The sequence below is a fragment of the Hymenobacter sp. UYCo722 genome, assembly GCF_040547115.1.
Classification (GTDB): Bacteria; Bacteroidota; Bacteroidia; order Cytophagales; family Hymenobacteraceae; genus Hymenobacter.
Genome location: NZ_JBEPPC010000004.1, coordinates 114,797 through 139,716, shown reverse-complemented (window position 1 = coordinate 139,716; position 24,920 = coordinate 114,797). Strand labels below are relative to the sequence as shown.

Annotated in this window: 12 protein-coding genes; 5 read left to right on the top strand and 7 right to left on the bottom strand. The window is 63.6% G+C overall.

Translation table 11 applies throughout. The annotated features are described in order from the left end of the window. Positions 1 to 5: 5 nt before the first annotated feature. From ABIB44_RS12105 to ABIB44_RS12090, 4 genes are all read right to left on the bottom strand, one after another. Positions 6 to 3,809 carry a DUF4331 family protein gene (locus tag ABIB44_RS12105; RefSeq protein WP_354585094.1) on the bottom strand — a complete coding sequence of 1,268 codons (3,804 nt, stop codon included), beginning with the start codon at positions 3,807 to 3,809 and terminating at the stop codon, positions 6 to 8. A 62-nt stretch (positions 3,810 to 3,871) separates the two neighbouring features. Next, the gene (locus ABIB44_RS12100; RefSeq protein ID WP_354584928.1) at positions 3,872 to 5,710 is read right to left on the bottom strand and encodes a DUF4331 domain-containing protein; all 1,839 of its coding nucleotides are present in this window, start codon (positions 5,708 to 5,710) and stop codon (positions 3,872 to 3,874) included. 565 nt (positions 5,711 to 6,275) lie between these two features. Further along, positions 6,276 to 7,055 carry an SDR family NAD(P)-dependent oxidoreductase gene (locus ABIB44_RS12095; RefSeq protein WP_354584927.1) on the bottom strand — a complete coding sequence of 260 codons (780 nt, stop codon included), beginning with the start codon at positions 7,053 to 7,055 and terminating at the stop codon, positions 6,276 to 6,278. 92 nt (positions 7,056 to 7,147) lie between these two features. Beyond that, positions 7,148 to 7,963 carry a phytanoyl-CoA dioxygenase family protein gene (locus tag ABIB44_RS12090; protein WP_354584926.1) on the bottom strand — a complete coding sequence of 272 codons (816 nt, stop codon included), beginning with the start codon at positions 7,961 to 7,963 and terminating at the stop codon, positions 7,148 to 7,150. Positions 7,964 to 8,296: 333 nt separating this feature from the next. Here ABIB44_RS12090 and ABIB44_RS12085 point away from each other — a divergent pair, with 333 nt between their 5' ends. Beyond that, on the top strand, positions 8,297 to 9,838 hold the full coding sequence (locus ABIB44_RS12085; protein WP_354584925.1) for a hydroxymethylglutaryl-CoA reductase: 1,542 nt from the start codon (positions 8,297 to 8,299) through the stop codon (positions 9,836 to 9,838). Between the two features lie 126 nt (positions 9,839 to 9,964). Then, entirely contained in the window at positions 9,965 to 10,690 is a 726-nt protein-coding gene (locus ABIB44_RS12080) for a hypothetical protein (RefSeq protein WP_354584924.1), read from the top strand. 84 nt (positions 10,691 to 10,774) lie between these two features. Here the strand turns inward: ABIB44_RS12080 and ABIB44_RS12075 are convergent, their stop codons facing one another. After that, the gene (locus ABIB44_RS12075; RefSeq protein WP_354584923.1) at positions 10,775 to 11,314 is read right to left on the bottom strand and encodes a hypothetical protein; all 540 of its coding nucleotides are present in this window, start codon (positions 11,312 to 11,314) and stop codon (positions 10,775 to 10,777) included. Positions 11,315 to 11,415: 101 nt separating this feature from the next. After that, positions 11,416 to 12,621, bottom strand: a complete 1,206-nt coding sequence (locus ABIB44_RS12070) for a homogentisate 1,2-dioxygenase (protein WP_354584922.1) — start codon at positions 12,619 to 12,621, stop codon at positions 11,416 to 11,418. Positions 12,622 to 13,073: 452 nt separating this feature from the next. Between ABIB44_RS12070 and ABIB44_RS12065 the strand changes: the two genes are divergently transcribed. Further along, complete coding sequence (locus ABIB44_RS12065; protein WP_354584921.1) at positions 13,074 to 18,437, top strand: DUF8693 domain-containing protein; 5,364 nt, start codon at positions 13,074 to 13,076, stop codon at positions 18,435 to 18,437. Positions 18,438 to 18,497: 60 nt separating this feature from the next. On the opposite strand, the gene ABIB44_RS12060 is transcribed toward ABIB44_RS12065, so the two are convergent. Next, positions 18,498 to 19,535, bottom strand: coding sequence for a LacI family DNA-binding transcriptional regulator (locus ABIB44_RS12060; RefSeq protein WP_354584920.1), 1,038 nt, complete (start codon positions 19,533 to 19,535; stop codon positions 18,498 to 18,500). Between the two features lie 409 nt (positions 19,536 to 19,944). On the opposite strand from ABIB44_RS12060, the gene ABIB44_RS12055 reads away from it, so the two are divergent. Together ABIB44_RS12055 and ABIB44_RS12050 are read left to right on the top strand one after the other, a co-directional pair. Then, positions 19,945 to 23,166 carry a SusC/RagA family TonB-linked outer membrane protein gene (locus tag ABIB44_RS12055; protein WP_354584919.1) on the top strand — a complete coding sequence of 1,074 codons (3,222 nt, stop codon included), beginning with the start codon at positions 19,945 to 19,947 and terminating at the stop codon, positions 23,164 to 23,166. Between the two features lie 176 nt (positions 23,167 to 23,342). After that, a complete protein-coding gene (locus ABIB44_RS12050) occupies positions 23,343 to 24,848 on the top strand; it encodes a RagB/SusD family nutrient uptake outer membrane protein (protein WP_354584918.1) in 1,506 nt (501 codons plus the stop codon). The last annotated feature ends 72 nt before the right edge of the window (positions 24,849 to 24,920 follow it).

The window sequence follows — 24,920 nt, the reverse complement described above, 5'->3', positions numbered from 1 at the left end:
CGTGGCTATTCCACTACTACGCGCTTCACCACCTGGGCGAAGCTGCCGGTGAGGCGTAGCGAGTAGATGCCAGGGGCCAGCCCCGCCACGTCGAACTGCGCCGAGGCACCGGCGGCCGTGATGGCCAGGGTGCGCTTGGCAACCTGCTGGCCCAACTGGTTGTAGAGCGTGGCCGTAACGGCGGCACGGCTCAACTCGGCGGGCAGCAGCAGCGTGAAGCTGGCGTGGGCCGGGTTGGGATAGAGCTGCACCAGGTTGGCCAGGGCCGCGGGCGTGGTAGCGGTAACCACCGCCGGCCCGAAGGACAGCACGAAACGGCCGGGCATCGAGGTCTGCTGCGTGGTGAAGGTGTACAGCGGCTGCGAGGCTAGGTTAATGCGCGCTCCGGTCTGGGTATCGAGCAGGAACACCTGCGTGTTCGTACCGAAGTTCAGCAGGTCCACCGCGTTCAGGGTGTAGCTACCCACGGCGGGCACGCCCACGTTCAGGGGTACGGTTACGGTGGCAGTACCCAGCGGGGCCAGGCCGTTAATCGACAGCTCGTCGCCGGCAATGATGCTGCTCACGTTCAGGCCCGTGGAGTTGGGCAGCTTGTAGGCATCGAAATGCGTGTCGAAGGCGGGCGAGGCCCCCTGTTCGAAGTACACGGTAGTTTCGTCGAGGAGCGGGCTGCTGCTTTGCAGGCGCAGCTTCACCTGCGGCCGGGTGTCGGCGGTGCCTTTGTTGAAGCTCGGCTGAGCATTGAAGCTGGTCACGCGCACGGCATTGTTCAGGCCGAAGCTGCCGGGTGTGCCGGGCGTCGTCACGCGGGTGAAGAAGCCCTGCATGGCGGCGAGCTGCGGCGTACCGAAGCCGTTGATGTAGCTGCGGTACATGCCCACGTACTGGCTGGTGCTCTGGTACACGTAAATGGCGTCGTCCACATTGGTGCGCGTCACGCCGGCCGTCTGGCTAAAGTCAATCGGCGACGGGTACGGGTTGCCGAGCAGCTGCCAGCCGCTCTGCGCCAGGGCACCGCGGGTGAGGTTGCTACGGCTCAGCGGGCCGTTGTTGAGCGTGCCGCTGAGGTCCACCACGTTGCTGGCATCGATATTCACCGTGTAGCCGCCGAGCACGGTCATGGGGTCAGAGGCCAGGGGCACGAAGAATCCCTGGTCGAACGCGGCCACGGAGTTGGCGGCCATCGTCACGCGGCTCTGGTCGTAGCCAAACACATTCGGGAAGGGCGTCACGCTATTCGGAATAGCGGCCGTGTTGTAGGTCGTATTGTAAATCGGGGTGAAGCCCGGCGTGCCCGTGGCAATATCACTGAGCGTGGTGTTGCTCACCGGCGAGCTGTAGTGGCGGTAGCCCGGGCCAGCGTTGAAGGCCGGGTCGATGGCCCGCTGCATGGTGGCCGGGCCCGTTACCGAGCCGTTGGTGTTCACCACCAGCGCGGTGCCGGCGGTGGGCGTCGAGAGCAGCGTCAGCAGCTGCGCGTTGCTGGTGGTCAGGTTGCCGTTGGTCAGGGTCAGGGTCTGTACCACGCGCACGCCGCCGTTGTTCAGGGTGAGGCCGGCGCTGTTGTCCACGGCCAGGCTGCGCACCTGGCTGGGCAGGCCCGCGCCGCTGGTCTGGGCTTCGCCACCGTCGTACACGTAGTTGGCATCGCTGGCAAAGCTGCGCGAGCCGGCTACCTGAATGCTGCCCGTGGCTCCGCTGGCCGCAATACCATCGGGGTCGCACACGCGCAGGGTGCCGCCCGCCGCCAGCACAAAGCTGCCGGGGCCGGTTACGGGAATGCAGTTGGTAGCCAGCACGCCACGGGTGTCGAGCACGCCGCCGCTCTGCACGGTCAGAGTGCCGTTCACCTGGATGGGGCCGTTGAACGAGGCAATGCCCGTGCCCGTGATGGTCACGTTATTGTAAGTGCCGGCATCAACTGGCATGGCGGTACTCACCGTCAGGTCCGGAATCACAATCGTATTGGTCGGGCCGCTGGCCGAGCCCGTACCGCGCCAAGGCGTCTGCACGTAGGGGAAGGCCGTGCGGAAGGTGGTGTCATTCACTTCCACGCCCGTGGTGAAGCCCACTTCGGCCAGCAGTGCGGGCGTAGCCGGCGAGGCAGTCGTAGGGGTGTAGTCATCGAACCACAGGCCAATGGCGGCCAGGACGAGGCCACCGGCGGCTTTCAGCTCAATCTGGTCCACGGCGTCTTCCAAGCGACGGCCGTTGGGGAAGCCATCCATGTTCGGAATGTTCTGCAGGGCCGCCGAGGCATTGTAGCGCGGGTCGAGCAGGCCCAGCTTGGCGGCGGCCAGCAGGCCTTGGTTGCTGAAATCGGCCGAGGTGCGCGGGGTAGCAGGCACGGCCATGTTCAGGCGCAGCATGTCGCCACCGGGGTTGGTGCGGCCCGAAGCCGTGAGGGGCAGAAAGTTGTTGATGAATGGCTTACCAGCGGCCAGGGGGTTGCCCCCCGCCTTGCCGGTGGCCAGCTGATACGGAATCAGGTTGGGCACGCCGGTATGGAAAATCGGCTTGATGTCTACCGAGCGGGGCTTGCCCGCTACCAGCAGGTACTCGCCAAAGCCGCCCTTGGCGCTCGATGCCAGTGCCGTGCCGTCGAGGGCCGGGTTACCGGCCAGGCCCGAGAGGCCGGCCGCCTGGTTGCGGAAGTCGAAGCCCGGAAAGCTGGCTCCCCCCAATGCCGGCTGGCCGGCCAGCGACTTGGTCTGGATGCGCAGCGCGGTCAGGGCCGGCACGGCCTCCCCATAGTAAGTAGCCGGTACGGTTTTAGGCGCGGCCGGGGCTACGGGCGCGTTGTCGGCCATGTACAGGTCCACTTCCGGGTTCGAGAGGTAGTCGTCGGTGGTGGCATCTTCCGTGTAAGGGGTGGCCGCGTTCCAGGCGTCCTTGCCCCCGACGGGATTAATTACCTCGTTGGTGAGCGGCATGCCCAGGCGCGATACCTGCACGTAGTTGCCGCTGGCACCTTCGCCGGTGGCCGCGTCGAACGTGCGCACCTGCCGGCGGCTGGCCGAGGCCCACACGCCAATCACGTAGTTCGGGTCGAGGATGGTGGCGGCGGCCGTCACCGGCTGGCCGTTTTTCTGCAGCGTGGCAATCGGAATGCTCAGCGCGATGCTGTGGCAGTTTTTGCGCGAGAGGCCGTCGGTGGCACTGCCCGGCCGCAGGCCCGCCAGGTCGAAGATGGCACCCAGGTCGGCAAAGAAAGGGTCATCAGCCGGGCCGCAGTATATCTGCTCGCCGCCCGCACCCGTGGCGTTGGCAATGGCCGCCGTGCGCAGCGACTCGTAGTTGGGGGCTGCCAGGCCGGCACCACCCTCAATGGAGCGCGGGCCGATATTGTTAGGCGGCACCGTGCCATTGGCCACGATGGTCGTGAACGTGGCCCCGCCGTCGGTGCTTTTCTCGCACACGTAGGTGGTTTTCAGGTTCTGAGCCCCCAGCCGGATGTTGAAAAACGTGCTGGGGTCCCCGTTGGTGCGCGTGAAGGTGAAGCGGTACGTGATGTCGTCGCCGGGCGTGGTGCCGTCGTTTTTCACGTGCACCTCGTAGCGCACACCCTCGCCAAACGTCGAGTAGTTCGGCCCGCCCTGCGGCAGCTCGAAGGGAATGTAGTTGGCAATGAGGGTTACCCGGCTGGCGTCGTTCGGCGACACGAAGGCGTACACATCGGTGTTGTCGGCCAGGGGGTCTTCGGAAATCAGTGGGGCCTCGCGGTGCGAGGACGCCTCCAGGGGAGTGTGCCGCACCTGGCCCCACAGGGCGAGGCCGACGGCCGCCGTGGCGGCCACCGCGGGCAGCATCACGAACTTACGTATAGAGTTAAGAGCCATTATCTTCGGACGATTCTAGATGAGAAAATGAGTTAGCGCTTCACGGCGTAGCCTTCCCAGGGAGCGGCCACGTAGGGGAACGTAGTGCTGAAGGGCAAGTCGTTGTGCTCTACGCCGGTGGCGAAATTGAGCACCCCCTTCAGGCGCGGCGTCACCGGCGAAGTGCTGGTGGGCGTGTAGTCGTCGTACCACAGGCCGATGGCTGCCAGGGCGGCACCGCTCACGGCCTGTAACTCAATTTTCACCACGTCGTCTTCCAAGCGGCGGCCGTTGGGGAAGCCGTCCATGTTTGGAATGTTCTGGATGGCGGTGCTGCCATTATAGCGCGAGTCGGTGAGGCCGAGCACGGCTGCGGCCAGCAGGCCCTGGTTGCTGAAATCTTTCGAAGTGCGCGGCGTGGCAGGCACGGCCATGTTCAGGCGTAGCATGTCGCCGCCGGGGTTGGTGCCGCTCAAAGGCAGGAAGTTATTTACGAAGGGCTTGCCGGCGGCCAGCGGGTTGCCGGCTTTGCCGGTGGCCAGCTGGTAGGGCCGCAGGTTGGGCACGCCGGTATGGAAAATGGGCTTGATATCCACCGAGCGGGGCTTGCCCGCCACCAACAGGTAGTTGCCGAATGCGGCATCGTCGAGGGCGGTGCCGGCCACGGCCGGGCTGCCCTTCAGCGGAAACAGGCCCGCCGCCTTGTTGCGGAAGTCGAAACCCGACGCGGGCAGCCCCGGCTGCCCGGCCAGCGACTTGGTTTGAATGCGCAGTGCGTTCAGCGCCGGCACGGCCTCCCCGTAGTAAGTCGCCGTCACCGTTTTGGGTGCGGCCGGCGGCACGGGGTTATCATCGGCCATGTACAGGCCCAGCTCGGGGTTCGAGAGGTAGTCGTCGGTAATGGCGGCCTCGGCATACGGTGTGGTGCGGTTCCAGGCGTCTTTGCTGCCAACGGGGTTAATTACCTCGTTGGTGAGCGGCATGCCCAGGCGCGATACCTGCACGTAGCTGGTGTTCACGCCGGTGGCCCCGCCCGTGGCACTCAGCGTGCGCATGGTGGGCCGGCTGGCCGAAGCCCACACGCCAATCACGTAGTTCGGGTCGAGGATGGTGGTGGCGGCCGATACCGGCTGGCCGTTTTTCTGCAGCGTGGCAATCGGGATGCTCAGCGCGATGCTGTGCACGTTGTACTTGCTCAGGCCATCGCGGGCTCCGTTGTTGATGCGGAAGCCGGCCAGGTCGAACGTGGCACCGAGGTCGACGAAAAACGGGTCGTCCGAGGGGCCGCAGAACACTTGCTCGCCGCCACCGCCGGTAGCCGTCGTCACCGCGTTCTGGCGCAGGGTGGCGTAGGGCAGAGGCTGATTCAGGCCCGCGCCGCCGTTGATGGAGCGCGGCCCGATGTTGTATACCGGCACCACGCCGTTGGTTACGATGGCAGTGAAGGTGGCTCCGCCGTCGGTGCTTTTCTCGCAGGTGTAGGTGGTTTTTAGGTTTTGCTTGGCCAGGCGCACGGCAAAAAACGTGCTGGGGTCCTCGTTCACGCGCGTGAACGTGAAGCGGTACGTGATGTCGTCGCCGGGAGTGGCCGAGTTGTTTTTCACGTGCACCTCGTAGCGAATGTTCTCGCCGAAGGTGTAGTAGTTCGGGCCGCCCTGGGGCAGCTGAAACGGGATGTAGTCGGCGATGAGGACGACTTTGTTCGGGTCGTTCGGCGACACGAAGGCGTACACGTCCGTGTTGTCGGCCATGGGGTCGTCGGCAATCATCGGAGCTTCGCGGTGGCTACTCGCCTCCAGAGGCGTGTGGCGCGCGGTGCTCCAGACCGAAAGCGCCGAAACGGCACCAACGCCCAGCATCCAATGCAAAGGCTTACTTAGAAGGATTTTCATAAGTTTTAGCAAACGAAAAAGAGTAAAAAAAAAGAACCAAGCGAAAACGATTAAAAAATTTAACTGATTGATTTAAAAATAATTAGCCAATACACCAGAACCCAGCAAGTGGTATTCAGACATATTGGCGAGCGATACTGGCTAGCAATAAAAAATAACGCGCCGCGCGAGCGGCATAGCGCCCCGGCACCGAAATGCTAGGGGGAAGACGCTGCTACCCCAACGGCAGCAGCGCAATTGGCCCAACCAAACCGCTAAATGCTGCCAGGAGGGCCGATAAAAAATGGGTAATGATTACATAGAACTCCTTGCGGGTTAAAACACTACGTTGCGCGCAATAGGACTGGATTTAGGCAAAATTGATATTTTGCATTAAATAATTATTTTCTTGATTTATCGCCCAGTCAGGGCGGTTTTATTACTAGCGTTTCCTTACATACCTGGCTGCATGCACCGGTTCCTGCCGTTGCCGCCGGGGCTGCCTGCCCGGCATACAAAAAGGGCTGCTCCAGTGGAACAGCCCTCAGCGGTAAAGTTTGGCGTGCGGCTGGCGGTGCCGCGCAGGCTACAAATACTTCTCGTAAATCCCGGCCGCGATTTTCTCCACAATGCCCTTTGGCACCACGCTGGTAAGGCCCGCCGACACCTTATTGAGCACCCCGGGAATGATTTCGGCCTCGCCAGCCAGCAGGCCGGCCACGGCAGCAGCGGCCACGGCCTCGGCCGTCATCGACACCTTATTGGCGGTGGCCTGCAGCTCGGCTCCCATGCCGGCGCGGTCGGCAAAGCTGGTGGTGGTAGCCCCGGGACTCAGGCAGCTCACCGAAACGCCGGCCCCTTTCAGCTCGTAGCGCAGGCCGCGGCTGAAGCTCAGCAGAAAAGCCTTGCTGGCGGCGTAGAGCGTGAGCGACGGCACGGCCTGGTAGGCAGCGGTGCTGGCCACGTTCAGCACGTAGGCTTTGGGCACCTGGTGCAGCGCGGGCAGCAGCGCGTGCGTGAGGGCCACGGGCAGGTGCATATTTAGCTGCAGCATGTTTTGCTGCTCGGGCAGGCTGAGCTGCTCAAAGCGGCCCCAGAGACCATAGCCGGCATTGTTTACGAGCACGGCCAGCTGATTGGTCTGGGCAGTAGCCCAGGCGGCCACGGCAGCGGCGGCATTGGGTGCAGCCAGGTCGAGGGCCAGCACTTTAGCCTGATGCTGATATTTGGTTCCGATTTCCTGGGCCAGGGCCGTGAGCTGGTCCTCGGACCTCGCCACGAGCAGCAGGTCGTAGCCGCGCTGAGCCAGTTGAATGGCAATGGCCCGGCCAATGCCGCGCGAAGCGCCGGTAACGAGTGCGTACATTTTCAGTGAACAGTTAACAGTGAGCAATGAACAGTTATCAGAAGACCGCACAAACACTACTGTTCACTGCTCACTGTTAACTGTTCACTGAATTACTTCACCAGGTGCAAAAAGCGCAGGTAGAACGGCGTGGGGCTATCCTGGCTCTTGGGCTGGTACTTGCCCGAGAGGATGGGCACGTACATCACGCGGCGGCGGCTGGCCTCGCCGATGAGCGGCGACTGGGCCACGCGGTGCCACATGCGGCCGTCGTGCACGGTGAGGTCGCCGGGTTCGGTTTCGATGGCCATTTCGTTGGGGTCGTAGTACACATCCTTGTAGTACTTCTTGCGAAACAGCATCTTGTGCAGGCCCTGGCGGTGGGTGCCGGGTATCACGCGCAGGCCGCCGTTGGTGGCCTTGGTACCGTCGAGGTGCAGGCCCACGTTCAGCATTGGGCCGATGCGCTTGCCGTAGAACACATCGCGCAGCGAGTCGGTGTGCCAGCCCATCTGACTGAATTCGGAGCCGGTCACGTTCACGTAGTGGTTCACCACGAGGCCGTCTTTCTCGTTCTCGCCCACCCGGCCGCCTTCGGCTTCGAGCAACGGGAATAAGGCTTTAAAACGCTCATCCTGCAACAGCTCGTGCAACACGGGATGGTGCTGCGAAGCAAAGGCGAAGCGCTGCACAATGCGCGAGCCGTCCACATCGTGGCCGTACTTGATGGGCACGCCGTTTACTTTTTCCACGCCCTCGGCCAGCCAATGCGCCTGCACTTCCTGCGTGGCCTGCAAAATCTGGCCAACGAGCTCGGGCGAGGCGAAGGGCCGAAAGTGAAGAAAACCGTATTTAGCAAAAAACGCTCGTTGCTCGGCCGTGAGGGCACTACCGAGGGTGAAGCGTGGGTAATCAGCGGATAAGACCATAGCAGAATGGGTAGCGGGCACCGGGGAGTACCCGACACAACGCAAAGATAATAGATAGGGGGCCCGCGCCCGCTTGGGGCAAGCCGGGCACCAAGCCGCGGCGGCTATAACCGCACTGCCGCATAGGGAGTTTTATCGCGCCCAAAATTCGCCCTGGTCAGATGAACGGGGGGTGAATTTGCTATCCGCCCCGGCTCGCATACTGCCGCGCCGGGCCAGCGCGTTGCATCGTTTTCGCGGGATTCTGCCCAAAATTTCCCACCTTCACTCCCCGCACACTTCATTTCTCCAACCTCCCCTCCCACCGCTCCGATGGTTTTCACGCCCAGCCCCATGCTCCTCAAGCTGCTCTACACGCGCGGCAGCCTGCACAACCAGCCCGAGAACGCGGGCGTCGCCTTCAGCCTCAAAAACCGGCTCGACATGGTGAAAGTAACCAGTTTTACGAAGGTGCAGATTGACGGTGTGGAAGTGCCGGCCGACAAAATCCGGGTCGATTTGGGTAACGGCGAGCAGCGGGCCGCCACGGCCCTCGACGCCGCCGGCCAGGCCGTGGAGCTGCCCGTGGGCCGGGCCATCACGGTGCTGCTTGATACGCCGGCCTTGGCCGAGGGCATGCACCGCGTGCAGATGTGGTTTGGCACCGACGCCTTTGGCGACCTGCACGTGGAGGTGGAAGACGCCATCGTGGGCGTGGCCAGCTCGAAGCCGCGCATCCCCCGCTCGGAGGAGGACGACTACGCCGAGGCGGCCATCGCGGCCCGCCAGCGCTTCGCCGAGGAGTTTTCGGGCCAGGAGTTCAAGCACCTCAAGCACTACTCCTTCGACGCCCACCAATTGCAAGGCAACTGCGAGCATTTCATGGGCGTGGCCCAGATTCCGGTGGGCCTGGCCGGGCCGCTGACGGTGAACGGCGAGCACGCCCAGGGCGATTTCCTGATTCCGATGGCTACCACCGAGGGCACGCTCGTGGCCAGCTACAACCGCGGCATCCAACTGCTGAACCTGTGCGGCGGCGTGAAATGCACCGTGATTGGCGATGCCATGCAGCGGGCCCCGGTGTTTGTGTTCGACGATGCGCGCGGGGCTCGCGACTTCGGCAAGTGGGTGGAGGACAACATCGACCTGATTCGGCCGCAGGCCGAAAGCACCTCCAGCGTGGCCAAGCTGCAGTACATCGACACCTACCTGAGCAACAAGTTCGCCTACCTGCGCTTCAATTTCAGCACCGGCGACGCGGCCGGGCAGAACATGGTGGGCCGCGCCACCTTCGCCGCCTGCTCCTGGGTTCTGGAGAACTACAAGGGCGCGAAAGTCGAGCACTTCTACCTCGAATCGAACTTCGCCACCGACAAAAAAGCTTCGCAGATTAACGTGATGCGCACTCGCGGCAAGCGCGTGGTGGCCGAAGCCGTCATCAAACGCGACGTGCTGATGCAGCGCATGCGCGTAACGCCCGAGCAGCTGGCCTACCACGGGCAGGTGAGCAACGTGGGCGCGTTTATTTCGGGAGCCAACAACAACGGCGCGCACTCGGCCAACGGCATCACGGCCATGTTTATCGCCACTGGCCAGGACGTGGCCAACGTGAGCGAGTCGAGCGCCGGCATCCTGTACTCGGAAGTAACCAAGGACGGCGACCTCTACATCAGCATCACCATTCCGTCGCTGATTGTGGCAACCCACGGCGGCGGCACCGGCCTGGCCACCCAAAACGAATGCCTGCGTATGCTGGGCTGCGTGGGCCGGGGCACGGTGCGCAAGTTTGCCGAAATTGTGGCCGGTGTGGTGCTGGCCGGCGAAATTAGCCTGGGGGCCGCCATTTCAAGTTCCGACTGGGTAAGCAGCCACGAGCAGTACGGCCGCAACCGCTAGTTGCCAGCGGAATGGCACGGTGCTTGAAAAGTGAAGCCGGCAGCGTTAACAATGCTCAAAAATTTGTATTTTTGACATCCTGTTAGCCAGTTACTTTTCTTTATCACCGCTTTAGTAGGACTATTCGTGAAAATTACTTTTCTGATACTTTTGCTGGGCCTGAGCGCGGCTGGCCAGTTGGCGCAGGCTCAGGCCAGCCACGATATAGCCGAAGCCCGCAACCTCTATGCGCAGGCCAACCGCCCGCCTCAGGAAATTACGCTGCGCGCTAACCTCAAAGCGCAGGGCTCGGGCTTTTTCGGCGATGGCAGCATGCAGCCGGGCGCGCTGCGCACCTTCGACGGGCGCTACCGGCCGGTGCCCGGCCTGCGCTACCACGCCGGCCTGCGCCTGCTCGAAGCCCAGGACTCGATTAACACGGACTCGACCCACCTCTGGCCCGTGGGCAGCCTGCGGGGCTTCGACCTGGGCGAGCCCGGCGATGCTAAACCCCCGCGCCGCTTCCGCCCACGCCTGGTGAAGGAGGGCAGCGCCGGCCAGCGCCGCGAGTTCGTGGAAGTGCTCACGGCCGTCGATGCCGGGCCATTGCTACTGGCCTGGCTCTACACCTCGGGGGCCGATGCCGTAGCCGGCCGCCTTTCGATGGCTCCGCTCCTGCTGGTGGGGGCCGGCAACGACCCCGGCGAGCCCCTGCGCTCGCTGGAGCCCAGCCGCTCGTCGGTGCAGCGCCTGTTTGGCAACCGGGCCGATGCCATCAACGCCTACGCCATGACCAAGCAGCTGGTCTACGACAGTCCTGCCGACGTTGCCCGCATGATTGACTATTTCAACCGGCTGGCCGTGGTGAAGTAGCCGCACCCGGCCCGCCGCTGATACAGCAAAGAAAAAGCCCTTTTCGCACGTGCGAAAAGGGCTTTTTCTTGTCCTGGAAGACAATTACAGCGAGTTAGCCGTTACTTTGAAGCGGGTATCGGAACGAACGGTGAGCGAGTCCTGAATAAAGAAGTTGGGCCGCTGCCGGCTGTACACCGTCAGCTCGTACGTATCGGCCTTCAGGTAGTCATCGAGCCGGTCGGTGGTGGGGAGCAGCGTCAGGGTTTTGGCTCCGCGGGGCGGATTATAGAGGTGCGCGAGCAGAATTCGATTATTGGTTTTGGGCGTGTTGATGTACACCTTGAGCGTATCGAGAAAGTCGAAATTGAGCGTGGCCGGGGTTACCAGCGTCAGCTGCATCTGGTCGAGCAGCACATTTTTCACCTTATCGCGGGTGGTTTTGTTGTTGCGAAACGACGCTTCTGAGTTCGTGATAATGGAAACCGGCTTGGGCAGGCCCGTAAAAAAGATGCTGGGCGGTGGAATTCGGGAGTTCTGCGACACATCCACGGTAAACGTCAGCAGGTCATCGAGCACGTTTTTTTTGCAGCCGAACACGGCCAGCAGCAACAGTACCGGGGCGAAAACAAGGAGCTTCTTCATGGTCAACAGCATAATTGATTAGGCTTCGATATACGCAGCTTGGCCGCTAAAAAGTTCGGAGTCCACGACCAGAACACTCCTTAAAGTTACGCACGAACCACCTAATCCATCATATCGGCCGAGCGGGGCGGGTCGGGCACGAAGCCGGGGTTCCAGCTCATCGGGTAGCGGCCGTCCACGTAGGGCAGGGCGGCCTCGGTGAGGTAGAGCGGGCGGAAGGTGTCGACCATCACGGCCAGCTCGTGGGTTTCCTTTTTGCCGATGCTGGCCTCCACGGTGCCGGGGTGCGGGCCGTGCGGCAGCCCCGTGGGGTGCCAGGTGAAGGAGGCCAAATCGACGCCCTTGCGCGACATAAAATTGCCGGCCACGTAGTACAGCACCTCGTCGGAATCGACGTTGGCGTGGTTGTAGGGGGCCGGAATGCTGAGCGGGTGGTAGTCGAACAGGCGCGGCACGAACGAGCAGATAACGTAGTTGTGCCCCTCGAAGGTCTGATGCACGGGCGGGGGCTGGTGCAGGCGACCGGTGATGGGCTCGAAATCGTGAATGCTGAAGGCGTAGGGGTAGAAATAGCCATCCCAGCCCACCACGTCGAACGGGCAGTGCGCGTAGGTGAGCTCGTGGAGCAGGCCTTCTTTTTTGACGTGCACCACGTAGTCGCCCTCAGGCTTATCTTCCAGAATCAGCTCGCTCGGCGGGCGAATATCGCGCTCGCAGTAGGGCGAGTGCTCCAGCAGCTGGCCGAAGTGGTTGCGGTAGCGCCGCACGGTCTCCACCGGGCTGAACGACTCCACAATCATCAGCCGCACCGGGCCCTCATCGAAATGAAACTGGTGGATGACCGTGCGCGGCACCACCACGTAGTCGCCGGCCTCGAACACGACTTTGCCCAGCTGGCTCCAAAGCTCGCCACTGCCCTCGTGCACGAAAATGACTTCGTCGGCCTGGGCATTTTTGTAGTAATAGTCCATCCGCCGCTCCGTGGGGTTACAGATGCTCATCGTGACATCGGCGTTTCCGAGGAGGGTTTGGCGGGCGGCCAGGTAGTCGCCGCCGGTCGTCGTCTGGGCCAGGGTGCGCAGGTGCTCGGGCTGCAGCGGGCGGTCCTTCAGCAGCTTGGGGGCGTAGGGCCGGGGCTGGCCCACGTGCTTAATCTGGGTGGGCGGGTGCACGTGGTAGAGCAGCGACGACACACCGTGGAAACCCTGCGTGCCCACCAGCTGCTCCGAATACAGGGAGCCGTCGGGCTGGCGAAACTGGGTGTGGCGCTTGCGTGGAATCTGGCCGAGGCGGTGGTAGTAAGCCATGGTATCGAGGGGTGGGATGGGGCCGTGAAGGTAAGAACGAGGAGCCCGAAGTTTTGGAGAGTCCACCGGTCATCCTGCGCTCGCGAAGGACCTTATCCCGCTTGCATCAGCCGGAATCGACTTCAAATTCTTCGTCGGAGACAAGGCACCTCGTCGCACTCAGGACGAGCTTTTCCGGGCACTTACGGCGACGGGAGTAGGTCGTTTTTCCGTAAACGTTTGCGGAGATATTTTCGGTGAAAACCTAGTTTTCAGGCAAATAAGGCCGATACCTTTAGTGCCGGCCAAGCTGCTGCCGGCCCGTTACCAACCTGCCGGCCTACCACCACTGCTCCAGCTTCCGGAGCTGCACCGACACTTCGGAAGCGTCGCTGACCGCCGTTGGGCCCCGGCCCAACCTACCGGCCCCGCCGGTCCTTTCCACGCCATCTCACCCAATTCCTTTCCCACTCATGAAGAAACTGCTACTGTTTCTCCTGCTCAGCGGCCTCACGCTGGCGGCCGGCTACGGCCAGGCCATTTCGCCCTACCTCGCCGGCCAGAACGCCTGGCTGCCCACGGCCCTGGGTACGCAGGTTTTCAATGGGCAGCTCGATAAGCTGTGGCCGCTGGTGAAGCAGTCGAAGGTGCGCATGGTGCGCGTCGGCGGCAACGGGGTGAACTCCAACCTGGTGACCAACGCCCAGTACATCGCCCTGATTGACTCTATTCGACGCATTGGGGCCGAGCCCATGGTGCAGGTGTCGGAAGGGCGCGGCCGGTTCACGGCGGCCCAGGCGGCGCAGGTGGTGCAGCACGTCAACATCACGATGGGCCGCAACATCAAATACTGGATTATCGGCAACGAGCCCGACCTCAACATTCCCTCGCAGCCCAACCCGGTGCCCGTGGCCGGCGTAGAAGCCTACATCAAAGCCTTTGCCTCGGCGATGAAGGCCGTGGACCCCACCATTCTGACCGTGGGGCCGGAAAACGCCTCCTACAACGGCTACTTTCCCGCGCTGGTGGGCGGGGCCAACGACATCACCGGCACCGATGCCAACGGCCGCTACTACATCGATGTCATCACCTTTCACACTTACCCCTTTGCGGGCACGCAGACGCGGGCCCAAGTGGTGAGCGGCACCACCAACCTGACCAACAACGTCGTCAACCTGCTGGGTTTGATGGCGGCGGCCAATACGAAAAACAACCGCACCGGCGCCAACGCCCTGCGCTGGGCGCTCACCGAATTCAACGTCGACTATGCCAACCCCACCGCCAACACCGTGGAAGGCGTGGGCGTGCATTCGTTTCTGAACGGGCAATTCTGGGCCGAGGTGTTTGGCGTGGGCATGAAGTACGAGGGCCTTTCGATGCAGCCCTGGTCGATTCATGAGGGCAGCGGGGCGCGCGGCGGCGGCGATTTGGGCTACATCGACGGGAGCACACCCTCGACTTTTAAGCCGCGCTCGGCCTTCTGGCACGAGATGCTGGTGTCGGACAACCTGCACGGCACCAACCTCAACGCCACCGACAACCAACCGCTGGTGAAAGTGCTCAGCAGCACCGATAACGGCACGACGGCCGTGATGGTGCTGAACCAGAGCGACGCGGCCGACTACGATTTCACGGTGCAGCTGAGCACGGCGACGGTGCCCGGCGCGGCGGCTCTCAAAATCAACGTGCCGGCCAGCATCAATGCAGCGTACAACGACAAGATTTACGCGCAGTCGACGCTGGTGCTGCTCTTCAATGCCCAGGGCGCTTTGACGCGCAAAATCGTGTACTCGCTGCAACAAGCACAACAGGCCCTGCCGCCGAAGTATCTGAATCCTGGCCAGACCTATACGCTGGCCGGCTTCACCGCCGATAAAACCTTTACCTGCACCGCGCCCGAAGCCGTGACGTATGCGGCCTCGGTGCTGGGCGAGTTCACCTCGATAAACTGGAATTTCGGGGCGGGCGCGACGCCGGCCACCGGCACCGGCAAAAACCCGCCAGCCGTGACCTACGCCACCGCCGGCAACCCCACCGTGACCATGACGCTGGTGAACCCGGACACGACCATCGTGGTGAGTAAAGCCGTGGTGCAGGTGAGTGCCTGCGTGCGCACGCCCTACTCGGGCACGGCGGCCCTGATTCCGGGCGTAGTGAAGGCGGTGGAGTACGATAACGGCGGCCAGGGCGTGGCCTACAACGACTCGGATGCCGCCAACCGCGGCGCGGCTGCCGACCCCACCGTGCCCCGCCCCACCGAGGGCGTGGACACCGAAAACGGCGACGCCGGCTACACCAATGTGGGCTATTCGGCTACCGGCGAATGGCTGAAATACACCGTCAATATCCTGCGCAGCGGCCTCTACCGGGTCACGGTGCGGGTATCGTCGGGGGCGGCGGCGGGTGGCTCCCTGCGCCTGAGCCTGAACGACGTGGACAAAACCGGGGTGGTAGCCGTGCCCAATACCGGCAGCTACGCCACCTACCAGGACCTGGTTATCAACAACGTGTACCTGGATGCTTCACCGAATGCGACGCTCAAATTCGACATCGTGGCCGCCAGCCTCAACTTCTCGAAGCTGACGTTTGTGGAGCAGCCCATAACGGGCATCGTGGTGAACCGCGTGTACAATGGCAGCTCGACATCGGACGGCGCGACCGATGCCGTGGAGCTGCTCGTGACGCAGGACCACCTCGACATTCGCGGGTTGATTGTGAAGGATTTTGAGAGTAACCTGACGCTGGATAACGGCGGCAAAATCCAGTTCATCGACAACGCGCTGTGGAAGGATTTGCGCGTGGGCACCACCATCGTGCTGCGGCGGCTGGCCTCGGGCATCACCGGCTACGTGACGGATACCGACGCCTCGGATTTTACGCTGGACATGCTGATGGAAAACACGACTTATCTGGCGGATTTATCGAATACCGGTCAGAACTTCAACCTGACCAATACCGACATGGTGCTGCTGAAAACCGGCCCGGCCAGCGGCATTGATAACCCGGTGCACGCGCTGGTTTCGAACAACGGCAGCACCAACGCCCTCTACACCGGCCTCACCGGGCCGAAGCTGGTCTTTAATGCCGTGCTGGCCACGGGCGCGTTCCTGTACCCGCTGAACCCGGCCCAAAGTACCGCCGACTACAACGGCACCAGCGTGGCCAGCAGCACCAGCACCAGCCGCAACTGGGGCTACGGCTTCGGCGCGGGCAACATCAGCTACATCCAGCTGCTGCGCAACCAGGCTTTTGTGCCGCCCACCATCGTGGTGAACCGCGTGTACAACGCCACCAACGACGCCAACGGCAACCAGGACGCCATGGAGCTGCTGGTGGTGCGCGACCACCTCGACCTACGGGGCCTGATTGTGAAGGATTTTGAAACCAACAACACGGCTGACAACGGCGGCAAGTACAGCTTCAACAACACGGCGTTCTGGAGTGATTTGCGCATTGGCACCACCATCGTGCTGCGCCGCCTGGCCGGCCCCACCGGCTACGTGCCGGACGTGGATGCGTCGGATTTCACGCTGGACTTACTGCTGGACAACGCCACCTACCTCACCAACCTGGCCCCCACCACTTCGTTCAACATCACGCAGTACGACATGGTGATGGTGAAGACGGGCCCGGCGGCGGGCGTGGCGGGGGCCATCCATACCTACGCCACCAAGGGCGGCGGCAGCGCGGGCGTACCCTCGTCCCTCTACCTGTCGATAACGGGAGCCAAAATGACCTCGCCTGACGGCACCGACGCGGGCGGCGGCACTTTCCACTACCCGCTGAACCCGACCCAGGATATAGCCGACTACAACGGGGCCAAGGGCGCGCTGAGCAAAAGCACGGCCTTCAACTGGGGCTACGGTTTCGGCCAGCCCAACATCGACTACATCCAGAGCCTGCGCAACACCGTGACCGGCCCCGATTTGGTGGTGGCCAGCGGCCAGCGCCTCACGGCCGGCGGCAGCTACAACAGCATCATAGTGCAGAGCGGCGGCACGCTCACGCTGCTGGGCGCTACCAGCGTAGCCAGCGCCGTGCAGGTGCAGTCGGGCGGCGTGTTCACCAGCAATTGCCAGGTGCTGACCGGCGCGGCCAGCTTCGGGCTGCAGGCCGGCGCGGAGCTGCAAATCTGCGACCCGGCCGGTATTGCGGCCACCGGCACGACGGGGGCTATTCAGGTTACCGGCACCCGCACATTCTCGCCCGATGCAGCCTATACCTACAACGGTACGGCGGCCCAAGCCACCGGCGCGGGCCTGCCCGCCCAGGTGCGCAGCCTAACGGTGAACAACGCTCTTGGCCTCACGCTGAGCCAGGGCGTGCGCGTGGCCCAGGTGGCCCGCCTGCAAAGCGGCAACCTCGCCACCAGCGGCCAGCCGTTCGTGCTGCTTTCTTCCGTCGATGGCACAGCGCTGGTTGACAACTCCGGCGGCATCGTAACCGGCAGCGGCACCATGCAGCGGGCCGTAACCAGCCCCGTGACCGGCCCGGCGTACCGCCATTTCAGCTCGCCGGTGGCCGAGGCCACGTTTGGCAGTTTGGCCACTACGGGCTTCGCGCCGACTTTTAACGCAGCGTACAACAGCAGCGCCACGCCCGGCGCAGTATCACCCTTTCCCACGGTGTTTGGGTACGATGAAGGGCGCATTGCCACGGTTGTCTCGAATTTTGGGGCTTTCGACAAGGGTTGGTTTTCGCCCGCCGATGCCACTGAGGCCATGCAGCCCACCCGCGGCTACACCGTGAACGCGCCCGCCACGGCTGCGCCCATTGCCTTCACCGGCACCTTTAACAACGCCGCCCAGAACTCGGGCGTGCTGAGCCGGGGCACCGATGCCGACGCCGGCTGGCAGCTGCTGGGCAACCCCTACCCCGCCCCGCTCGACTGGAGCACCGTGACGCCCGCCCAGCGCCCCGGCCTGGACGCCGCGATGTACGTGTACCAGAGCACCGGCCAGTACGCCGGCACCTACCGCAGCTACGCCAACGGCATCGGCACCTCGCCGCTGGTGGTGGCCGGCTCGGGCTACTTCGCCCGCGTGAGCACCGCCGGCACGCCCGGTGCAGTGAACCTGACCAACGCCAACCGCGTCACCAGCTTCGCGCCGCAGCCCGTGTTTGGGCGCGGCCTAGCCGATGTTCGGCCGCAGTTGCGCCTCACGCTGGCCGGAGCCAGTTTGCATGACGACGCCTTCCTGTATCTGCAAGCTGGGGCCACGGCGGGGATTGATGCCGAGTTCGATGCCACCAAGCTGCCCAACCCCGTCGGCCTCGACCTGGCCACGCTGAGCGGCACCCGCCCGTTGGCCATCAATGGCCTGCCTTTGCTGAGCGCGGCCGAAGTGGTGGTGCCGCTGCACCTGCGCGTGCCGCAGGCTGGCAGTTTCACGCTTGAAGTGGCTGATTTGGCTGATTTCGGCACGACCACCGTGCTGCTGCGCGATGCCCTGACGGGCACTCAGCAGCTGGCCACTGGTGGGCGCTACGCCTTCACGCTGGCCACGGCTGCGAGTGGCACCGGCCGCTTCAGCCTCGTGCTGCGCCCGGCTGCCGTTACGGCTACGCGGGCGGAGCTGAGCGCGGCTACCGTGAGCATCTACCCGAACCCGGCCCACGGCCGCTTCACGGTGCTGCTGCCCCCACTTCCGGGCCAGGCAGCCGTGCGCGCCACGCTTTTCAATGCGCTGGGGCAGGCGGTGCTGAGTCGCGGCATTGCGCTGAACGCGGCGGGCGCGATGGCAGAATTCAGCACGCAGGGGTTGGCGGCGGGTGTGTATACGCTGCGCCTGCAGGCCGAGAGCCAGACGCTGACTAAGCGCTTGGTGGTAGAATAGCCAGGCGCATCACCTTACCGGAGAAGGGCCCCGAAACGTTGTTTTGGGGCCCTTTCTGCATCAGCTATTGGCCGTGGAGCGCCGCTCGAACAGCGTCGACTCCAGCACTACGCTTTGGCTGGGGAGTACGGGTTTTTTCTTTTCCACGGCGCGGAGCAGGATTCTGGCGGCTTCGCGGCCGATGTCGTAGGCCGGCTGGGTGATGGTGGACAGGGGCGGGTCGAGCAGGGCGGCGGCTTCGAGGTTGGAAAAGCCGATGACTTTGATGTCCTGGGGAATGCGGCGGCCCAGCTCGTTGCAGACGTGGTAGGTACTGATGGCCAGCCGCTCGACGGACGCGAACACGCCGTCGATGTCGGGCCGGCGCAGCAGCAGCTCGCGAATGAGACTCACGTTCTGCTCATTGTCCATCACGCCGTGCAGAATGAGGTCGGGGTCGGGCGCGCAGCCGCGGGCGGCGAGGGCATCGAGGTAGCCCTGGAGGCGGAACTGGCCGATGGACAGGTTATTGGAAATGAGCAGGTGCGCGATGTGCCGGCAGCCGGCCTGCAGCAGGTGCTCGGTGGCCTGGTAGCCGCTTTCGTAGTCGTTGGTGGTGACTTTGGCGGTGGCCACTTCGGCGCACACGCGGTCGAAAAACACGATGGGCAAGTTGGCTTCGCGCAGGCTCTTGATGTGGGCAAAATCCTCGGTGCCGCTGGCCACCGACATCAGCAGGCCATCAATCCGCCCGCCCTTGAGGTGCTGCACGATGGAGACTTCGCGGGCGTAGTCGTCGTGGGTGAGGTAGATGAGGACGTGGTAGCCGGCCTGCCGCGCCGCCTCCTCGATGCCATTGATGGCGAGGGCGAAAAAGTGGTTGGCCACCTTGGGAATAACCACGCCAATGGTCTTGCTGATGTTGCGGCGCAGGCTGCTGGCGTAGGCGTTGGGCTCGTAGTGGCGGGCGGCGGCCAGGGCGCGCACGCGGGTTTTGGTGGCCTCAGACACCTCGTGGCTGTCGCGCAGGGCCCGCGACACCGTGGCGATGGACATGTTCAGCTCTTCGGCCAGCGACTTTAGGTTCACGGGCGGCATGGGGGGGCGGCTTTCGGACACGGTTCGGGGGAAACAGCCTGGACGGGGCGGCAGATAACAAAAAGAACGTCATGCCGAGCGTAGCCGAGGCATCTCGCAGGCAATAGCAACTAAGGCGTCAGGACTACTACCACACGCGAGATACCTCGGCTGCGCTCGGCATGACTTGGGTAAAGCGTGCAGGCTGACTACCCGGCAAGGTACAAACCGCCCCGGCCACCCAGCGCAAACGGTTCGATTTGCTGCAAACGTTTACGTAAATAAAGCCCTGCTATTGCATTAGATAGCCGCTTACAATCCGGTAATTCGCAGAGCCAAGCCCCGAAAAAAGCCCGCATTAACGGGCTTTGGGGCCGCTGCGGTACCGGCCGCGCTCCTCCTGCGCCAGCCGGTTCCCCTCCTCTCAAGTCACCAAAATCCCACCCATTTTATGACGGTCATTCTACGACTTGATTTCCGACGCTGCCTGCGGCCGCTGGTGCTGCTGCCGGCGCTTAGCCTCGGCCTCGGCCTGCACCTGGCCGCCCCGGCCGCCGCCCTGGCGGTCCCCCACGCCGTGCGGGCCGATATCACCATCAGTGGCCGCGTGGTGGACGAAAAAGGCGCGGGCCTGCCCGGCGTCAACGTCATCGTGCGCGGCACCAACAACGGCACCCAAACCGACGTGGATGGCCGCTACAGCATCAAGGCGGCCGACAATGCCACGCTGGTGTTCTCCTTCGTGGGCTACGCGGCCCGGGAGGAAGCCGTGGGCGGCCGCACGGCCATCAACGTCGCCCTCAAGCCCGATGCCAACGGCCTGGAGGAAGTGGTGGTGGTGGGCTACGGCGTGCAGGAGAAGAAAATGCTGGCCACCAGCATCGCCACCATTTCGGCCAAGCAGGTGGAGCTCATTCCGGTGGCCTCGCCCTCCGAGGCGCTGGTGGGCCTGGTGGCCGGGGCCCAGATAACCGAGCCCTCGGGCGAGCCCGGCCAGGGCGCGGTTATCCGGGTGCGCGGCCTAGGCTCGATTTCGGCCGGCAACAACCCGCTGTACGTGGTGGACGGCTATCCGCTCAACAACCCCGACAGCTACAATCAGATTCCGCCCGGCGACATCCAGAGCGTTCAAATTCTGAAGGATGCGGCGGCCTGCGCCATCTACGGCTCGCGCGGCGGCAACGGCATTGTGATTGTGACCACCAAGCGCGGCGCTACCGACGGCCAGACCCGCTTCAACTTCCTGGCCAACACCGGCTTTCAGCAGGTGGCCAAGCGGGTGGATTTGCTTAACCGCGACCAGTTTCTGGAGTACTTCAAAGAGTCGTACACCAACGCCGGCCGGGCCTTTACCCCGGCCATGACGGCGCTGTTTGCCCAGGACCAAAACGCCCTGCCCGACACCGACTGGCAGAAGGAGATTTTCCAGACCGGGCTGCAGCAGCAGTACCAGCTTTCGGCCAGCGGCGGCACCGAGAAGGCGCGCTTCTACATTTCGGGGGGCTATTTTAAGCAGAGCGGCGTGGTGCGGGGCTCGGGGTTCGAGCGGTTTTCGCTGCGCGCCAACTACGATGCCCAGCTGAGCAAGCGGCTGAAGCTGGGCCTGAGTCTGGCCCCCAATTTCACCCGCACCGACGTGGTGCCTATTTCGGGTAGCTACAACGGCGGCAACATCAGTGGCGGCGGCCCCGGCGGCGAAACCGGAGCCGTGACGGCGGCGCTCATCATGGCCCCCATCGTGCCGGTGCGCCTGGCCAATGGCGACTACGCTGGCCTGAAAACCGGCACCAACCAGGCCATCCTCAACCCCGGCGACCTGCTGAGCCCGGTGGCCCCGTTGGACCTGTATAAGGACCGCAGCAACGCGGTGCGCGCCCTGAGCACCACCTTCCTCGACTTTGAGGTGATTGATGGCCTGCACCTGCGCACCAATTTCGGGGCCGAGCTGCTGAACACGCGCCGTGCCATTTATGTGCCGGCCACGCTGGGCACCAACAGCAACCAGCTGGCCAACCTCTCCAACCCCATCCTCAACAACGTGGATGCCCGGCGCTCGAACAGCACCAACCTGAACTGGGTGTGGGAGAACACGGCCACCTACAACCGCACCTTCGCCACCAACCACAACCTGACCCTGCTGGCCGGCTACGCCGCCCAATACAACACCCTGGAAAGCAGCACCGTGCTCGGCCAGACGGGCACCTACACCAACACCAACATCGAGTACCCCACCGCCGCCGGCCAGGTGTTTGGCACCGGCCTCTCGAACCCATCCAACGCGCTGACGTCGGTGTTCGGGCGGCTCGATTACGCCTTCAAGGAGCGCTACATTCTGACCGCCGCGCTGCGGACCGACGGCTCGTCGCGCTTTGGGCCCGATAACCGGTACGCCACCTTCCCGTCGCTGGCGCTGGCCTGGCGGGTAGCCGAGGAAAATTTCATCAAGCAATTCGCGGCTATCAGCGAGCTGAAGCTGCGCGCCAGCTACGGCGTGACCGGCAACAACAACATCGGCGACTACAACTACCAGGCCTACCAGCAGGGTGCCAACTACGTGTTTGGAGCCGGCAACGGCACCCGCGCGTTCGGCTTTTCGCCCAACGGTGTGTCCATCCGCGACCTGAGCTGGGAAACCAACAAGCAGGTCGACGCCGGCTTCGACCTGGGCTTGTTCCGCGACCGCATTTACCTGACCGTGGCGGCCTACCAGCGCAACACCACCGACCTGCTGCTGAACCGCAACATTCCGGCCGTGCTGGGCTTCTCGTCGCGGGCCCTGGCCAACGTGGGCGAGGTACGCAACCGCGGCCTGGAATTCCAGTTGAACACGGCCAACATTCAGGGCAAAAACTTCACCTGGAACACCTCGGCCAACCTGTCCATCAACCGCAACCAGGTGATTGCCTTGTCCGGAGCCAACGAGCAAATCACCTTCGATGCCGTGTTTGGCTACACCAGCTCCATCCGGGTGGTGCCGGGCCAGCCGCTGGGCGTGTTCTACGGCTACCAGCAGGAGGGCATTTACCGCGACCAGGCCGACATCGACAGCAGCCCCAAATGGACCGGCAGCACCACCGTCATCCGGCCCGGCGACTTCAAGTTCCGGGACGTGAACGGCGACGGCCAGATTAACACGGCCGACATCGGCGTCATCGGCAACCCCTTCCCAAAATTCACCTACGGCCTGCAAAACACCCTCGGCTACAAGGCGCTTTCGCTGTCCTTCACCTTGCAGGGCTCGCAGGGCAACGACGTGCTTTACGGGGCCGACCGCTACGTGGTGAACGGCCAGGGCGGCACCAACGGCCGCACCAACCTGCTGAACCGCTGGCGCTCGCCCGACAACCCCGGCGACGGCAAAACGCCCCTGGCCACCGTCAACGGCTCGCTGAAATCGGTGTTCAACTCCTACTACGTGCACGATGCCTCGTTTCTGCGGGTGCGCAACGTGACGCTGCGCTACCAGGTGCCCGGCGACTGGCTGAAACGCGCCAGCCTGCAAAGCCTGGGCATCTACACCAGCGTCCAGAACCTGTACACCTTCACGAAGTACATCGGCTACAACCCCGAGGCCAACAACTACGGCAACACCACCGCCCCCACCTACGGCGTGGACCAGGGTGCGTACCCAATGGCCCGCACCGTGACGCTGGGCGTGCAGCTGGGCTTCTAATTGAGTAAGCTGTCAGACCCAGTAGGTCGTCATGCTGAGCGCAGTCGAAGCATCTCTACCGCTTCGTTGAATCGAATGATTTACTACCGCGGTAGAGATGCTTCGACTGCGCTCAGCATGACGACCTGCTTAGCGTGACAGGTCTTATCAATCAATCTCTTAATTCAATTCCCACCATGACTTTCAATAAATTCTTCTCGGGCGCGGCCGTGGCCACGCTGCTGGGCCTGGCCACGCTGGGCACCTCCTCGTGCAACAAGAACTTCATCGACCTGAGCGACCCCACCCGCCTGCCTTCGGCCCAGGGCTACACCGACTCGCTGAGCATCGTGACCGGCGTGACGGCGGCCTACTCGTCCCTGCAGGACCTGTACGGCAATGGCAGCAACCGCGGGCTGTTCGTGTTCACCGAAATCCCGTCCGACAACAGCTTCACCGTGACCTCGGGCGAGCTACTTAACGAGTTCAATGACTTCACGCTTTCCAGCGGCAACCCGCGCCTGCAAAGCCAGTGGCTGGTAACCTACCGCGCCATTGCCCGCTGCAACGTTATTCTGAGCCGGGCCGGCGGCGTGAAGCTCACCGAGGCCACCCGCAACCGCTTGTTTGGCGAGGTGCGCTTCATCCGGGCGCTGGCCTACTTCAACGCCGTGCAGATTTGGGGCGACGTGCCGCTGGTGACCAGCGAAATCACGTCGATTGCCGACGCCTACCAGTTTGGCCGCGCGCCCAAAGCGCAGGTGTACGACCAGATTGAAAAGGACCTGACCTTTGCCGAACTCAACCTGCCCGTAACCCAAACCGGGGCCAACCTGGGCCGCATCACAAAAGGGGCCGCCCAGGGCCTGCTGGGCAAAGTGCTGCTGACGCAGAAGAAGTACGCCGATGCCGCCACTGCCCTGAAAAAGGTCATCGATGGCAACAGCTACGCGCTGCAGGCCACTTATGCCAACATTTTCCTGACAACCAACGAGATGAACACGGAAATTCTGGCCGCCGCGCGCTACACCAAGGGCGGCCTGGGCGTGGGCAGCTACTTCAGCACCTGGTTTATGCCGGTGCTGCCAGCGGCCGTGGCCCTCACCGTGAACGGCAACGTGGGCGTGGGCCAGCAATTCAACTCCGTGGACCCCGATTTGGTGGCCGCCTTCACGGCCAGCGGGGCCTCCGACGTGCGGGCCGCCGCGTCGTTCGGCGCGTCGGGCACTGGCACCGCCACGCTGTACTACACCAAAAAGTATAACGATATCCCCACCACTGCCTTCGACGCGGAGAACGACTGGATTATCCTGCGTTACGCCGACGTGCTGCTGATGTACGCCGAGGCCGTGAACGAAGCCGGCGGCCCCAACGCCCTGGCCCTCGACGCCGTGAACCGCGTCATCCGTCGCTCGCGGGGCCTGCCCGTGGCCACTCCCGCCCCGGCCGTGGACCTGGCCGCCGCCATCAGTCCGGCCGACCTGCGCACCCGCCTGGAGCTGGAGCGCCGCCTAGAACTGAATTTCGAAGGCCACCGCTGGTTCGACCTCGTGCGCACCAACCGCGCCCTGCCGGTGATGAATGCGTTCTTCACCCGCACCGGCTCGGCCAGCCGCCTCGACAACAACAAGCTGGTGTTTCCGCTGCCCATCCAGGAAATTCAAACCAACCCGATTCTGACCCAGAACCCGGGCTACCTCTAAGCGACGATGCGGGCGCGAGGTGGTGAAGGTTTGCGGAGCCCCGCGCGGCCACTGCAATGGCTGGGGCCTCGC

Coding starts and splice junctions, on each gene's coding strand:
- ABIB44_RS12090 (WP_354584926.1), bottom strand. CDS start 7,963: ATGGTCTTATCCGCTGATTACCCACGCTTCACCCTCGGTAGTGCCCTC.
- ABIB44_RS12105 (WP_354585094.1), bottom strand. CDS start 3,809: ATGCTGCCCGCGGTGGCCGCCACGGCGGCCGTCGGCCTCGCCCTGTGG.
- ABIB44_RS12065 (WP_354584921.1), top strand. CDS start 13,074: ATGAAGAAACTGCTACTGTTTCTCCTGCTCAGCGGCCTCACGCTGGCG.
- ABIB44_RS12050 (WP_354584918.1), top strand. CDS start 23,343: ATGACTTTCAATAAATTCTTCTCGGGCGCGGCCGTGGCCACGCTGCTG.
- ABIB44_RS12075 (WP_354584923.1), bottom strand. CDS start 11,314: ATGAAGAAGCTCCTTGTTTTCGCCCCGGTACTGTTGCTGCTGGCCGTG.
- ABIB44_RS12070 (WP_354584922.1), bottom strand. CDS start 12,621: ATGGCTTACTACCACCGCCTCGGCCAGATTCCACGCAAGCGCCACACC.
- ABIB44_RS12095 (WP_354584927.1), bottom strand. CDS start 7,055: ATGTACGCACTCGTTACCGGCGCTTCGCGCGGCATTGGCCGGGCCATT.
- ABIB44_RS12100 (WP_354584928.1), bottom strand. CDS start 5,710: ATGAAAATCCTTCTAAGTAAGCCTTTGCATTGGATGCTGGGCGTTGGT.
- ABIB44_RS12055 (WP_354584919.1), top strand. CDS start 19,945: ATGACGGTCATTCTACGACTTGATTTCCGACGCTGCCTGCGGCCGCTG.
- ABIB44_RS12085 (WP_354584925.1), top strand. CDS start 8,297: ATGCTCCTCAAGCTGCTCTACACGCGCGGCAGCCTGCACAACCAGCCC.